This is a genomic window from Lewinella sp. W8, from assembly GCF_004375085.3.
GTDB lineage: Bacteria > Bacteroidota > Bacteroidia > Chitinophagales > Saprospiraceae > Neolewinella.
In genome coordinates, this window is record NZ_SNAQ03000002.1 from 233,625 (window position 1) to 248,380 (window position 14,756).

At 54.6% G+C, this 14,756-nt stretch carries 10 protein-coding genes; 7 read left to right on the top strand and 3 right to left on the bottom strand.

The window, feature by feature from the left end:
• Positions 1 to 31: 31 nt before the first annotated feature.
• The 5 genes from E1J53_RS03470 (at position 32) to E1J53_RS03490 (ending at position 8,833) form a co-directional block, all read left to right on the top strand.
• Positions 32 to 1,255 (top strand): glycosyl hydrolase family 17 protein, encoded by a 1,224-nt coding sequence (locus tag E1J53_RS03470; protein WP_368671729.1) that lies wholly within the window; start codon positions 32 to 34, stop codon positions 1,253 to 1,255.
• A gap of 104 nt (positions 1,256 to 1,359) precedes the next feature.
• Complete coding sequence (locus tag E1J53_RS03475; protein ID WP_216650002.1) at positions 1,360 to 2,784, top strand: glycoside hydrolase family 30 protein; 1,425 nt, start codon at positions 1,360 to 1,362, stop codon at positions 2,782 to 2,784.
• A gap of 33 nt (positions 2,785 to 2,817) precedes the next feature.
• Complete coding sequence (locus tag E1J53_RS24215) at positions 2,818 to 5,172, top strand: MFS transporter (RefSeq protein ID WP_134271556.1); 2,355 nt, start codon at positions 2,818 to 2,820, stop codon at positions 5,170 to 5,172.
• A gap of 26 nt (positions 5,173 to 5,198) precedes the next feature.
• Positions 5,199 to 6,086, top strand: coding sequence for a glycosyl hydrolase family 17 protein (locus E1J53_RS03485; RefSeq protein ID WP_134271555.1), 888 nt, complete (start codon positions 5,199 to 5,201; stop codon positions 6,084 to 6,086).
• A gap of 41 nt (positions 6,087 to 6,127) precedes the next feature.
• Complete coding sequence (locus tag E1J53_RS03490; protein WP_134271554.1) at positions 6,128 to 8,833, top strand: triple tyrosine motif-containing protein; 2,706 nt, start codon at positions 6,128 to 6,130, stop codon at positions 8,831 to 8,833.
• Positions 8,834 to 8,983: 150 nt separating this feature from the next.
• Here E1J53_RS03490 and E1J53_RS03495 read toward each other — a convergent pair whose 3' ends face one another.
• The gene (locus tag E1J53_RS03495; protein ID WP_134271553.1) at positions 8,984 to 9,472 is read right to left on the bottom strand and encodes a hypothetical protein; all 489 of its coding nucleotides are present in this window, start codon (positions 9,470 to 9,472) and stop codon (positions 8,984 to 8,986) included.
• A gap of 248 nt (positions 9,473 to 9,720) precedes the next feature.
• Between E1J53_RS03495 and E1J53_RS03500 the strand changes: the two genes are divergently transcribed.
• Positions 9,721 to 11,157 carry an amidohydrolase gene (locus E1J53_RS03500; protein ID WP_134271552.1) on the top strand — a complete coding sequence of 479 codons (1,437 nt, stop codon included), beginning with the start codon at positions 9,721 to 9,723 and terminating at the stop codon, positions 11,155 to 11,157.
• A gap of 691 nt (positions 11,158 to 11,848) precedes the next feature.
• On the opposite strand, the gene E1J53_RS03505 is transcribed toward E1J53_RS03500, so the two are convergent.
• Positions 11,849 to 12,526, bottom strand: coding sequence for a transposase (locus tag E1J53_RS03505; RefSeq protein ID WP_134271551.1), 678 nt, complete (start codon positions 12,524 to 12,526; stop codon positions 11,849 to 11,851).
• A gap of 327 nt (positions 12,527 to 12,853) precedes the next feature.
• The gene (locus E1J53_RS03510) at positions 12,854 to 14,164 is read right to left on the bottom strand and encodes a Xaa-Pro peptidase family protein (RefSeq protein WP_134271550.1); all 1,311 of its coding nucleotides are present in this window, start codon (positions 14,162 to 14,164) and stop codon (positions 12,854 to 12,856) included.
• A 119-nt stretch (positions 14,165 to 14,283) separates the two neighbouring features.
• On the opposite strand from E1J53_RS03510, the gene E1J53_RS03515 reads away from it, so the two are divergent.
• Entirely contained in the window at positions 14,284 to 14,715 is a 432-nt protein-coding gene (locus tag E1J53_RS03515) for a hypothetical protein (RefSeq protein WP_134271549.1), read from the top strand.
• Positions 14,716 to 14,756: the final 41 nt, after the last annotated feature.

The following is a 14,756-nucleotide window of genomic DNA, read 5'->3' on the forward strand; positions in this document are numbered from 1 at the left end:
CGTTTCGTTACTGTTTTTGGCCGTACTATTCATGGCCGCATGTTCTACTAAAAATCAACCAGTTATGGAGGTGAACAGCCTCACTGCCGCCGATATTCTTGGCAACCCCGATTACCAGGCCATTTCCTACGGAGGATACCGGGGAACCACCAGAGACGAGCAACCCACGATTGCGGAGTTGAAGGAAGATATGCTGATTCTATCCGCCATGGGTATCAAGGTATTGCGGACCTACAACGTACAATTCCCCCACGCCGGAAACGTGCTCAAGGCCATCCGGGAACTAAAGCAGGCCGACCCGAATTTTGAGATGTACGTGATGCTTGGCGCGTGGATCGACTGCAAAAACGCCTGGACCGACCTTCCCCCGGATCACGATCAGGAAAGTGAGCAAAATGCCGGTGAAATTGACCGTGCGGTTGCCCTGGCGAACGAGTACCCCGACATCGTCAAAGTAATTGCGGTAGGAAATGAGGCCATGGTGAAATGGGCCACCAGTTACTTCGTCCAACCGGGCGTAATCCTCAAGTGGGTCACGCACCTTCAGAACCTGAAGGCCGAAGGAAAGCTGGCCAGTGATTGCTGGATAACCAGCTCCGACAACTTTGCCTCCTGGGGGGGCGGAGATGCCGAATATCACGTTCCGGACCTCACGGCACTCATCAAAGCGGTTGATTACCTGTCCATCCACACTTACCCCATGCATGACACCCACTACAATCCCGTATTCTGGGGGGTGCCAGCCGAAGGGGAAGGAAGTAGTGAAAAAGAACAGATCCAGCTGGCCATGGACCGGGCCAAAGACTATGCGGTATCCCAGTACAATGCGGTCGTTGAGTACATGAAGGCGCAGGGCGTTGACAAACCCGTACACATCGGAGAAACGGGATGGGCGAGCAGCTCCAATGGTTTTTACGGCGATCCTGGTTCCCGGGCCACGGACGAGTACAAACAGTCGCTGTTCTACCAGCAGATTCGCGACTGGTCCGACGAAAATGGCGTTTCCTGTTTCTTTTTTGAAGCCTTCAATGAACCCTGGAAAGATGCGGCCAACCCCGGAGGGTCGGAAAACCACTTCGGACTGTTCACCGTCGACGGTAAGGCAAAGTATGCCCTGTGGCCGCTGGTGGACGAAGGCATATTTGACGGTCTGAGCCGGGGAGGGAATCCAATCGTAAAGACATTCAACGGCAACGAAACGGAACTTTTCCAGACCGTTGCGCTTCCGCCTGACGCCACCGCCGTTGCTCAGTAAAACAATCAAGTCGCATGAAGTATCTGATTCACTTTCCTCTTTATCTGGCGCTGCTGATATCCGGATGTGCGTCGGATGCTGACCCCGCCAATCGTGACGCGAGTATGTCCACCGCCGCCTTTACCATTGTCGAAACTTCCGCTGCGGGCAACAAACTCCAGGAAATCATTCCGGAAGAAAACCTTGAGCCCCGCGCATCCCTGACGCTACGCCCCCAGGAGACCTTTCAAACCATTACGGGTATCGGGGGCTCCTTTACTGAAGCATCGGCCTACCTGCTCAACCAACTCAGTGAGGATAAGCGAAGGGAAATCCTGGAAGCCTATTTCGGTGATGCGGGCGCCCGGTATTCCCTGACGAGAACGCACATTAATTCCTGCGATTTCTCCCTGAGTAATTACTCTTACGCTCCCGTAGCGGGTGATAAGGAACTGGAGAATTTCTCCGTCGAAGAAGATCGGGAAGACCTTATTCCAATGATCAAAGATGCCCAGGCAACGTCCACCGAAGGGTTCAGGATCATCGCTTCCCCCTGGACGGCTCCCCCCTGGATGAAGGACAACAATGACTGGCGGGGCGGAAAGTTGCTACCAGAATATTACGACACCTGGGCGCTGTTCTTTTCGAAATACCTTGATGCCTACCGGGCTGAGGGCATTGACATTTGGGGTGTCACCGTCGAGAACGAACCGCTCGGCAATGCGAACAACTGGGAGAGTATGCACTTTTCCCCCGAAGAAATGACGGCGTTCGTCGCCAATCACCTGGGACCAAAGCTGGCCGCTGATGGGCAAGAGGTCAAAATTTTGGGCTACGACCAAAACCGGGAGGAACTTGACAAGTGGGTGGACGTCATGTACGCCAACGAGGCCTCCGCCAGTTACTACGACGGTACGGCCGTCCACTGGTACGCGAGTACCTTTGACTGGTTTCCCGAAATGCTGCAGTACGCTCACAAAGCGGCGCCGGACAAGCATTTAATCCAGACGGAGGGCTGCATCGACGCGGAGGTTCCCGCCTGGCAGGACGATGACTGGTACTGGAGCAAGGAAGCCACCGACTGGGGCTGGGACTGGGCCCCCGAAGACCAAAAACACCTCCACCCCAAGTACGTACCCGTTTACCGGTACGCCCGTGACATCATTGGTTGCCTGAACAACTGGGTGGATGGCTGGATCGACTGGAACATGGTGCTTGATCGCCAGGGCGGCCCCAATTGGTTTAAAAACTGGTGCGGTGCTCCGGTAATCGTAGATCCCGACGCCAACGAGGTGTACTTCACGCCCCTGTACCACACCATGGTTCACTTCAGTCGGTATATCCGCCCCGGTGCCCGACGGATTGGGTTTACCCTCTCCGATGACAGCCTCATGGCTACAGCTGTGCAAAATCCTGACGGGAGTATCGCCGTCGTGGTTCTCAATCAAACGGAAGAAAAGAAGACGTTTACCCTCACCCTGAACGAACACACACAACCGGTGAGCATCAGCCCCAGGGCCCTACAGACTATCCTGATTTCACGGGGGTAGTCAACATCCATTAAACCGCTTAAATTCTAGATCATGTCACAAGTCGAGCAGGCAGTCAAAAAAGTACCCTTCATTCAAAAAGTCGCCTTTGGTCTTGGCATGCTGGCCAACCAAATGTTCCCCGCCATCCTGGGGATTTTCATGGTCGTCTTAATTGAAAACCTGGGCTTCCCGGGCTGGATGTACGGCCTCATCGCTTTCGCCCCGCGGGTTTTCGATTCGATTACCGACCCCATTATGGGTTTCATCTCCGATAATACCCGGTCAAAGTGGGGCCGGAGGCGTCAGTACGTTTTGATTGGGGGCGTCGTGATGGGAATTGCCTTCATCTTCATGTGGCAGCTCTTCAAGGAGAACTCCCTGCAGTTCAACTTCTGGTACTTCTTCCTCTGGTCCATCGTCTTTTACCTCGGCCTCACCATCTTCAGCGTGCCCTACGTGGCCATGGGATACGAAATGAGCGATGATTTTCACGAACGGACCAACATCATGGCCACCGCCCAGTGGATCGGGCAGTGGGCGTGGGTGATTGCCCCCTGGTTCTGGATCATTATGTACGACCCGGAATGGTTCGCTACCGCCGAGGAAGCGACCAGGACACTCGCATACTACGTGGCCATTCCCTGTGCGATTTGTGCCATCATACCGGCCATCTTCATCCCCGGAGAGTCCACCGTCGACCGGGAAGACTATGAACCTTTGACGCTGTCAAAAATCGGCGGCAGCCTGACGAAGATTTTCGGCGGATTCAGAGATGCCTTCCGGATCAAATATTTCCGCCAGCTTTGTTTCTCCACTTTCCTGATCTTTAATTCCTTCAATACCGTTGCGGCGCTTACCTTTTTCGTCATTGTTTACAAGTTATTCAACGGTGATGCGGCGGCAACGGGCGTCTGGGTGGTCCTCTTCGGCAGCATTGGGGCACTGTGTACGACCTTCATCGTTATCCCCATCGTAACCTGGATGTCGAAGGCCATCGGTAAGCGTAAGGCATTTCTGCTTTCTCAGGGTATTTCGCTTATCGGCTATACCCTGATGTGGTTTCTTTTCGTCCCCGGAAAGCCCTGGCTTTATCTCATTGCGCTCCCCTTCTTTTCCTTTGGTATCGGCAGTCTGTTTACCATCATGATGTCCATGACGGCCGACGTGATTGACATCGACGAGCTCAACACCGGCCTGCGGCGGGAAGGAATTTTTGGGGCCATTTACTGGTGGATGGTCAAATTCGGCTTTGCCATTGCCGGCGGACTGAGTGGTTTGATGATTGCCGTCGTCGGTTTTGATTCTTCGTTGCCCACTACGGAACAACAGGGAGCGGTAGATGGCCTGCACGCCTTTTTCTGCTTCTTCCCCATGCTCGGCACCATCGGGGCCATCCTGATTATGTGGTCCTATGACCTCACGGAGGAGAAGGCCAACAAAATCCGCGCCACGATCAACGCCAGAAAACTGGGCATCACCGGTTCCTCCGCTTACCTGCCGGGTAAGCTGGTGGCGCTCCACGGCCAGGCCATTCCCGCCTTCGGGGTGGACTTCAGCGGATTCTCCTCTCCCGACCTTCACCGGGGATTCACCGGTGCGCTGGAAGACCAAATCCCGGGTCTTTGTTTCAGTCCCTATCTGGAAGGTCAGGATACGGATGACGTACTCTCCGCGGCCCAGATTCGGCACCGGATCAGCATCATCAAACCCTACACCCGAAGTCTGCGGTCCTTCTCCTGTACCGGGGGTAACGAACTTACGCCCGGCATTGCCCGAGAGCACAATCTGGACACCATGGTAGGGGCCTGGATCAGCCGGGACAAAAAACGGAATCAGGAAGAAATTGCGAACCTTATCCAACTGGCCCAAGCCGGCGAGGTCAACATTGCCGCCGTCGGGAACGAGGTGCTGCTCCGGAATGAACTGGCTCCGGGAGAGATCATCAAATACTTGAAAGAAGTAAGGGCTCAAGTCCCCGCTTCCGTCCCCGTTGGCTACGTCGACGCCTACTACCAGTTCCTCGATCATCCGGACCTGATTGAGCAGAGTGACGTCATTCTGATCAACTGTTATCCCTTCTGGGAGGGCGCCACCATTGAAACCGCCCTGGGCTACCTGGAAAGAATGTACGAAATGGTGAAGGCCGTAGCCAAAGGCAAGGAGGTAATCATTGCCGAAACGGGTTGGCCGAGTAAAGGACAGGAAGTAGAAGGTGCCCGGCCCTCCGCCGAAAACGCCATGAAGTACTTCATCAACGTCCAACAGTGGTCCAAAGAGAACAACATCACCGTGTACTACTTTACGTCCTTCGACGAAACCTGGAAAACCCAGCAGGAAGGCGAAGTAGGAGCCCGTTGGGGACTCTGGAACAAGGACGAACAACTCAAGTACGGTGACAACAATTAATTCCACTACTCAACTAACCATCGATCATGTCATATAAACCAGGTAAAAACCTCGCCCTCTCCGGGGTCAACTTCACGGATAAAAGCCGCGAGGAGGTGGCCGAAGCCTTTCTGAAAATGCTTGAAGGCGGAATGCATGGCCTTTGTATGAGTCCCTACGTGGAGGGGCAGCAGCCCGGAGATCTGTTGTCGGAAGAGCAGGTCCGGCGCAGAATCGGGATCATGCAGCCATTTACCAACTGGGTCCGTTCCTTCTCCTGTACCGAAGGCAATGAGCTGGTCGCCAAAGTAGCCCGGGAAATGGGCCTCAGCACCATGGTGGGGGCCTGGCTCGGCAAGGACCAGGAAAAGAACGAAGCCGAAATCGAGGGGCTGATTAAACTGGCCAAAGCAGGCTTTGTGGATATTGCCGCCGTCGGCAACGAGGTGATGTACCGGAAAGACCTGACCGAAGACGAGCTGCTCGAAGCCATTGAACGGGTAAAACAGGCCCTTCCCGGCGTACCGGTGGGCTACGTGGATGCCTACTACGAGTTTTCTCACCGTCCCCGGATCACCGCCGCCTGTGACGTCATCCTGGCAAATTGCTACCCCTACTGGGAAGGCTGTCATATTGACTACTCCCTGGTGTACATGAAGCAAATGTACCACCAGGCCAAAGCCGCCGGTCAGGGTAAAAAGGTAATCATCACCGAAACGGGCTGGCCAAGTCAGGGCGAGGGCCTGGAGGGGGCCATGCCCTCCGAAGTGAACGCCATGCGTTACTTCATCAACGCCCAATCCTGGGCCCGGGAAGAGAACATCGATATTTTCTATTTCTCTTCCTTCGATGAATCCTGGAAGGTGGGCGCAGAAGGTGACGTCGGGGCCTACTGGGGCATCTGGGACAAGGACGAAAAGCTGAAGTTTGTCTGACGCCTACGCTGCTTCGAGGGGATTTAATATCTTCCACGCGGATGGATAGGATCACGATCATCATCATTGCCCTGTTGGTGGGTCTCCCGTCGCTGCGGGCACAAAAGTTTCCCAGCAAGGGCATTCCGCAGGTGAGCAATTACACCCCGGAGGCCTACGGCAATGCCGGAAAGGTTTGGCGTATCGCATCGGCCGACAACGGTATCGTGTATTTCGCCACAGATCGCGGGCTCCTTGAATTTGATGGCGCCCGGTGGCAGCGGTTTCCGGGTAGTAAAGGTTTCACGAGATCAATTGCACTGGCCTCAGACTCTATCTTCTATACCGGGGCCGACAAGGACTTTGGTCGCTGGCGCAAGGATGAACTGGAAAGATTCCGGTACACTTCCCTCAACCCTTTCCGGGAAAGCACCAGAGGACTAAATCAGGAGTTCTGGGGCACCCACCGAATTGATGAGGACATCATTTTTGTTTCCTTCGACAACATCTACGTATACCGGAATGAACAGCTCACCCAAATTGCTGCCCCCAGCCGTTTTACCGGAAGCTTCTCCTCAAGTAATAAGGTTTATCTGCACGATGAGGCCGAAGGATTAATGGTCTTTGATGGCCTCTCGCTCACTCCCCTGCTTGACTTATCCACGCCCACCGGTTTCTCCATGGAAGTGGTAGGCATGCAGGAGAATGAAGGGGGCGCCCTGGTGGTTACGCGCAACCAGGGGCTTTTCCAGTTTAACGGCGGCACCCTGGAGCCGATTGACAATGAGGTGAGCAGCTTCCTGCGGAGAGATCAGGCCTTCTCCTTCACGGTCATCGAGGAAACCCACTATGCCTTTGGTACCATCCTGAATGGCGTTTACATCACTGATGCCGAGGGAAGGATTATTCAGCACATCAACAAGCAAAAAGGACTACTCAACAATACCATCCTCAGCCTACACTACAGTGAGCAGGGGAAACTATGGGTGGGCATGGACTTTGGCATCGCTGCCATCAGCTTATGGAGTGACCTGGCGTATTTTCTGGACCAACGTGGCCAGGTGGGTACCGGCCAGACGGCCTTACTGGTCGATGGCGTCTTTTATTTAGGCACCAATCAGGGACTCTACACCATCCCCTGGGAAGACCTCGAAAATGATGACCAGGTCATCGACTTCCAACTGGTTCCCGGTTCCTCCGGTCAGGTGTGGAGCCTGGAGTACGTTAACGGAAACATCCTCTGCGGCCACGACCTGGGACTCTTTCAACTCCAGAACGGTCGCCTGGAACCCCTCCACGATGAGCCGGGGGTGCTCTTCATCACTTCCCCCGACGACGACCACCTGATCACGGGAAACTATAATGGAGTATCCCTCTTCGAGTTGCAGAACGGAAAATGGACCTTCCTGAGAAAAATACCGCCCCTTCAGGGAGCCGTAAATCAGGTATTCGTCCGGGATAACCTTCTTTGGGCCAACCTCCCCAACTTCGGGGTGATCAAAGCAAGTCTCGGAGAAGACTACCAGATTCTGGATCAGGTCATTTATCCCCTTGATACCTTCGGGGCCAGTCAAGTCGAACTGGACCTTTCGGGAGAGTCGGTGCGGGTGGTCACCCACCGGGAAATTTACGGCCTGGGGGAAAAAGGAGACCAATTCATGCCCCAGGGTATTACGCCTCACCCGGACCGGATCAACAATCTCCTCCCGGGCACCCTGCTGCCAAGAAAAATTAACGAAGACTTTGGCTTCTACCCCGTTTCCAACGGATTCGCCCTCGAAAACATCGCATATACGGGACAGGCACCTGCTCCCCCACCCCTCAAAATCCGCACCGTTACGGCCTTCAACAACGATACCATCAGACCGCTGCAGAACGGGGAAGAAGTACCCCGTAGAATCGGTAATCTGAGGTTTGACTACATCGTGCCCCAACATGACGGTGTATTGTACCAGTATCGCCTGGTAAATTATGACGATACCTGGAGTGAGTGGACGCACCAAAACTCGGCCGAGTTCCTCAACCTTGATGCCGGGGTGTATGAGTTTCAGGTCCGGGCCAAGACGGAAGAAGAGGTCGGCACACCAGCTACCTTTTCGCTTAGCGTGACCGTTCCGTGGTACCGAAGTAGCGCGGCCTTCATCGGATATGGATTACTGATTCTGGGGGGCATTGTCCTTAATCACCGGTGGCAAAAGCGGCGGATCAGAAGGCAACAACAGGCCGTTCTTGAGCGGGAGAAACATTCTCTTCAGGAAAGGGCCATCATCCAGGAGCGGGATAACATGACCAGACGTTACCAGATGATGGAAGACGCTATTGCGGACGTAAAAAAACAATTACGGAGCAAGACCATCGAACTGGCCAAAAAAGCCAAAGAAAGTGAGGAAAAAAGTCGCGTTCTGATCGCCATGAAGGAGAAAATAGCGGCCCTGGACAAAGGGGACGGTGCCCCGCAGCGGCTGGGGGAACTCAAGCGGATGCTGGCCCATTTTCCCGAAACGGAAGACAGCAGTTTTGAGCTCCAGATGGAGGAGCTGCACAACGAATTTCTCTCCATCATGAGCAGCCGGTATCCGGACCTGACCAATTACGACCTCCGGCTTTGTGCCTACCTGAAGACCGGCCTCAGCACCCGCGAAATCGCCGGGCTGATGAATGTGCTGCCTTCGAGTGTCAACGTCAGTCGGTCGCGACTGCGCAAAAAACTTGGCCTGGCCCCCAAGGAGGATTTGTACAAGTTCCTGAATGGGGTGGCGAAAGCCTAGGCAGCTAAATTATCGCACGAGCCTGGCTCTTTTTCGCATCCGCTCGGCACCTGCACGCCGTGGCCGATGAAAAGACCTTGCAGCATTAAAGATAGTTTTGGGCGTGACCGCAGGTGCTCAGGTATTGGGTCCGGCAAAGTCGCGCCCCCTTTAACGCCCCACCCGGGTGGAGTGCATCATGCGCAGCTTCCAGCCATTGTCCGTCCGTACGGCCACGACACTTTCCAGCCATTCGTAGGCACTCACCGTATCCTGGGCGGCATTCACCCAGTGCCCGTAATTGTGGTAGGCCGTCCAGATTTCATCACCGTTTTGCTCCGTGCGGAAAAAGGAGAAGCTGTTCTTGCGCGCCGGGGCATCCGGTTGCGCATTGGCGGCCTTGCGCAGCTGATAATTTCGGATGGTATCGTTGGTCCATACTTCGCCGTGCTCCAGCAACACAAAATCCTCCGTGTGATATCTACCTACGTAACTGGTGTCGGTTCCCGACCAGATATTGTCGAAGATGTCCTGAATCAGTTGGTGCACCGCAGCCTGATCTTCTTCCGGGTTAGTGGTGACTTCGGCCGCTTCTTCTGCCGGTTGGGGAGAGCAGGCAAAGCAACAACTGAAAAGGGTCAGGGCAATTATTAATCGCATGAGTCAGTGGATTTGGGACAAATGTAATCAGCCCTGACACTCCCTACGGAATCTTTGTCTTAGAGTTCCTGGGAGCGGGAAGTAAAGGAAGTTGACGGGTCAGGCATGGTAAAGTGACGCAGATGCTCAATACTGATCGCTCCGGGCTTTCGGAGCAATGAATTGCGTTGTTCCGGACCACTTTGGTCGTACTTCTACATATTTACGTTCTTTACCGGTAAGTTCTCCCTCTGACAAACCTCTCTTCAATGCGCTACTTACTCTTCGCCATCTGCTTATCTCTGGTCACAACTACCCTGGAAGCCCAAAAGATATCTCCTCAGGAAATCCTCAACCGCCTGGACCAACGGTCAGCAGCCTACGGCACCCTGGCGCACACCATTTGGGAGTACGCTGAGGTAGGCTATCAGGAAGAAAAGTCTTCGGCCCTCTTACAGGAAAAACTGCGCGCTGCCGGATTTTCCGTAGAAGCGGGGGTAGCGGATATTCCTACTGCCTTCGTCGCAAGCTACGGTTCAGGTAAACCCGTCATCGGGTTACTGGCGGAGTTTGATGCCCTCCCCGGTGTTTCTCAAGAGGCCGTGCCCGAGCCCCGGCCCCGACCGGGCAGTTCGGCCGGTCATGCCTGCGGGCATCACCTGTTCGGGGCCGCCTCCACCGCAGCGGCCATCAGCCTCAAAGAATGGCTGGAAGCCAATGGTGGGTCCGGCACCATCAAACTATTCGGCACGCCCGCCGAAGAAGGTGGCGCGGGAAAGGTATACATGGTACGCGCCGGACTGTTTGACGAGGTGGATGCCGTGATCCAGTGGCATCCGTCCGATGGCAACTCCGCCGACGCCGGTACCTCCTTATCGAACAAGTCGGCTAAGTTTCGCTTCTACGGGGCCGCCTCTCATGCCGCCGCTGCACCGGAGTCCGGGCGGTCCGCCCTCGATGGGGTGGAAGCCATGAACTACATGGTCAACCTCATGCGGGAGCACGTACCGGAAAGCACCCGTATCCACTACGTCATCACCAGTGGCGGCGAAGCACCCAACGTTGTGCCCGCCTTCGCCGAAGTATTCTACTACGTCCGGCACCCCCAAATGCGGGATGTGCGCAGCATCTTCGAGCGCGTGGTCAAAGCCGCTGAAGGCGCCGCCCTCGGCACCGGAACCACCATGGAGTACGAAGTCATACACGGTTCCTTTAACCTCATGCCCAACGAGACCCTGGCCCGGGTCATGCACGCCAATTTGGAAAAAGTGGGCGGCATCACCTACGACCCCGAAGAGCAGGCCTTTGCCGAGGCCATCGTGGAGACCCTACCGGAGGCCCGAAGAAAGCCCCTAACCTCCGCCGGAGAAGTCCAGGGGTTCCGCATGCCCGAAAAGGCCTATCCGGCCTCCACGGACGTAGGGGACGTCAGCTGGACGGTGCCCACTGCTGGTCTGCGCACCGCCACCTGGGTGCCCGGTACCCCACCCCACTCCTGGCAGGCCGTGGCGGCCGGCGGCACCAGCATCGGCACCAAGGGCATGATGGTGGCCGCCAAGACGCTTACCCTGACCGGCATCGATCTGTTTACCAATCCCGAACTCTGCACCAGGGCCCAACAAGAACTTAACCGCCGCCGGGGCGCCGACTTCAAATATGAAGCCCTGCTAGGTGATCGGGAGCCTCCGCTGGACTATCGGAATTAAGCGCACAATGGTTAAGACGCTATGCGTCGACCTAAAATCCCGAAACATAACCTCAAACAGGAGAGTAGCAAAACCAGCATTCAAGCCCATATGCTTCCCCGCAAGCCTGGCGGACGCGCAGCGTCGCCACCACAATGGTCAAGACGCTATGCGTCGACCCAAAATCCCGAAGCATAATCTAAAGCAGGAAGGTAGCAAAACCAGCATTCAAGCCCGTATGCTTCCCCGCAAGCATGGCGGACGCGCAGCGTCGCCACCACAATGGTCAAGACGCTATGCGTCGACCCAAAATCCCGAAGCATAATCTAAAACAGGAGGGTAGCAAAACCAGCATTCAAGCTCGTATGCTTCCCCGCAAGACTGGCGGACGCGCAGCGTCGCCACCACAATGGTCAAGACGCTATGCGTCGACCCAAAATCCCGAAGCATAATCTAAAACAGGAGGGTAGCAAAACCAGCATTCAAGCTCGTATGCTTCCCCGCAAGACTGGCGGACGCGCAGCGTCGCCACCACAATGGTCAAGACGCTATGCGTCGGCCCAAAATCCCGCAGCATAATCTAAAACAGGAAGGTAGCAAAACCAGCTTTCAAGCCCGTATGCTTCCCCGCAAGCATGGCGGACGCACAGCGTCGCCACCACAATGGTCAAGACGCTATGCGTCGACCCAAAATCCCGAAACACAATCTTCATCATTTCATGACTCTGCCCGTCCGGAAAAGCAAGTCGTAATCAGGATTTAGATAAGTTCCGTTCCAATTCCTCCAATCAGCAACCAAGCCTGCTTTTACCGGATTATTGAGTACATACCACATCACCCTGATGAATTTCCCTTTCCGAATCACCCGATCAAAGTAAAAGTGTTCCCAGAACCGAGTCCCTGTTTTCCCCAAAATTTTGTTGCACTCCCTTGAAGTATGGGCTTTGTGCCGATTCATTAATCCTCCAATGTCTACGGATTCCTTCCCTGGAGGCGTACTTACAATTACGTGAACATGGTTACTCATTACACAAACAGCATACAGATAAATGTCTTTTTGTAGATGCAGAAATTTCCACGAGTCGATTACAATCTGTGCCAATTGAGGATGCTCTAAATGAAAGGGGCCTTGCTTAGTATGATGAAGCGCCTCGTCGATTTCCCATTCAAACTGGGCCATGACCTTTGCTTTTTCGTTGGAATAAAGTCCAGAATGTAATACATCAGATTGCCGTTCAACTTCAAAGGCCAGCTTCTTCTTTTTCGCTAAAAAATCGGCCCGAATTCTGCTTACAATCTCCTTAGGCAGAGAACCCTCAAGCCGATAGGTGATGTGCACTGGCATAAGACCAATGTCCCAATGTGGAACCCTGGAATACTTACTTTCCATGCAGGAAAATAAACAATTAATTTTAAATTAACTTATAAATAATAAATTATTTAAAACAAGCTCTCTCCACCCTGGTCAAGACGCTATGCGTCGACCAAAATCCCGAAGTATAATCTAAAACAGGAGGGTAGCAAAACCAGCATTCAAGCCCGTATGCTTCCCCGCAAGCATGGCGGACGCGCAGCGTCGCCACCACAATGGTCAAGACGCTATGCGTCGACCCAAAATCCCGAAGCATAATTTAAAACAGGAGGGTAGCAAAACCAACATTCAAGCCCGTATGCTTCCCCGCAAGCATGGCGGACGCAAAGCGTCCTCACCTCCTCATCACTTTATCACCTGCACCCGCGGATTCACCGGATAAATCCACTCCACCCCACGCTCCGTGACGATGGCGTCATCCTCCAACGCCACCCGAAGTTTTTTCCCGCCCCACTCCGGCAGACGCGTGTAGGCAAACAACTCGATCGACAGCAAATTCGTGGGCCTAATTTCGTACCCCAACCGCACGGGATTAAAGAAGGCAATCGAGGGCCCTACCCCGTGTCCCCAGTTTCCGACGGAGTGGCAACCGATGATCACGTCGGTCACGTCCCCGTCCGTAAACTGGTTAAAGCCCTTCATCTTGTTGAAACCCGCCGCCGTCAGGGCGGCGTAGACGGCCTCTTCGGCTTCCTTCGCCGTCACTCCCGGCTTAATCGTTTCCTTGATGATTCGCCGCACCCGAACCGCCTGGTCAAAGGCATTCTGAATGCCGGGAGGGACGCTGGTTTCCCCCTCCCGCAGCACGTAGGCCATCCGCTTCATGTCCGTGTACATGTTCATCAGTCCCACCCCCCAATCGATGAAGAGTACGTCACCCCGCTGAATGATGCGGTCACTGGAAGTCGCCAGGATGCCCCGCACCCCGGTTACGTAAACGGAAGGCATCCCGAACGAAGAGGCGAGGTTGTGCCGAAAGAGTTGTTCCTTCATCCACCACGCAACGTCTTCCAGCGTCGTCACGCCGGGCGTAATGACCTCGTTGGACAGGGCGCGTTCCGCAATGGTATACGCCAACTCACAGGCTTCTCCGTACACCGCCACCTCACTGGCCACCCGACGGGAACGAAAATCCGAAACCAGTTTTTCTGCGGACACAAATCGGGCCGCATATTTTTCGCCCAACACTTCCGTAAGTTCCAGGTAGCCCGAATGGGAAAGTCCATCCGCTCCGCCAATGTGCCGGGAATAGTTCAGGCCAATGCGCTGCGGATCACGCTCTTCCACATAGGCTTTCAACTCCAGGTCGGAGCCGAAATAGTCGTAAGTATTTCCCTCCTCCAGCAAGTAGCCACTGATACCCAACGCCGCGCGTTCAATGCGGCCTTCTCCACGATCCGTGAAAACGTAGTACCCAGTGGACGCCACGTACCCCTCGCCCAGATCCGGATACAGCGGGTCAAAACTACCCTCCCGACACATGACGATCCACATATCAATGTCGTTCTCCCGCATGACCTCGGGCAACACCAGGTCAAATTTATCCTGACGGATCTGGTTCATTTTTCGCCAGCGTCGATGGGCCTCCTGGGCCGACAGGCTGGTAGATAGAAAAAGGAGGCCAAGGAGGAAGGAGAGGCTGAGGAAACGGAACATTAATCAGTGATTATGGTGGTAGCAAAGAAAACAACTGCAAGCTTATTAAGTAGGAAGTGAACTTGAGTACCCGCAACAAAAAACCCAATCACAGCGTATCTTTAGTGACCCAACTACGTATGGCAATACGATTTTTCAATATTCTCCTGGCGTCCCTGGTCTTTTTTGGATCGGTAGGTATCCCCGTGAACCGGCATTTCTGCCGGGGAGAATTAAAGTCCTTTGCCGTCTTCTCCCAGGCCGAAAAGTGCCACCAAAATCAGCAGCGAAAGCACTGCCCGCTGCATCCACCAGCAGCGGATGAGAAGCCCTCCGACGAAAAAAAGGGCTGCTGCGACGACGAGCATGAGTTTTGGCAGACCGAAGCCCAGGAAACGATCAGTGCGGCGGACTTTCCCGCAATTACCCCTCCGCTCGCCGATCTGCTGCCGAACATTTCCCTCCCTTACCGGGCACTTCCCCTCCACGGGAAAACCCCGAATTTCGAAGTCTATCGGCCGCCTCCGCTGGCCCGCGACCACCGCGTCGACTTTCAAGTATTCCGGCTTTAACGACGTCACCAGACGCTCCGTCTCCCCTTTCCTGTAATGGT

Coding starts and splice junctions, on each gene's coding strand:
- E1J53_RS03470 (WP_368671729.1), top strand. CDS start 32: ATGGCCGCATGTTCTACTAAAAATCAACCAGTTATGGAGGTGAACAGC.
- E1J53_RS03475 (WP_216650002.1), top strand. CDS start 1,360: ATGTCCACCGCCGCCTTTACCATTGTCGAAACTTCCGCTGCGGGCAAC.
- E1J53_RS24215 (WP_134271556.1), top strand. CDS start 2,818: ATGTCACAAGTCGAGCAGGCAGTCAAAAAAGTACCCTTCATTCAAAAA.
- E1J53_RS03485 (WP_134271555.1), top strand. CDS start 5,199: ATGTCATATAAACCAGGTAAAAACCTCGCCCTCTCCGGGGTCAACTTC.
- E1J53_RS03490 (WP_134271554.1), top strand. CDS start 6,128: ATGGATAGGATCACGATCATCATCATTGCCCTGTTGGTGGGTCTCCCG.
- E1J53_RS03495 (WP_134271553.1), bottom strand. CDS start 9,472: ATGCGATTAATAATTGCCCTGACCCTTTTCAGTTGTTGCTTTGCCTGC.
- E1J53_RS03500 (WP_134271552.1), top strand. CDS start 9,721: ATGCGCTACTTACTCTTCGCCATCTGCTTATCTCTGGTCACAACTACC.
- E1J53_RS03505 (WP_134271551.1), bottom strand. CDS start 12,526: ATGGAAAGTAAGTATTCCAGGGTTCCACATTGGGACATTGGTCTTATG.
- E1J53_RS03510 (WP_134271550.1), bottom strand. CDS start 14,164: ATGTTCCGTTTCCTCAGCCTCTCCTTCCTCCTTGGCCTCCTTTTTCTA.
- E1J53_RS03515 (WP_134271549.1), top strand. CDS start 14,284: ATGGCAATACGATTTTTCAATATTCTCCTGGCGTCCCTGGTCTTTTTT.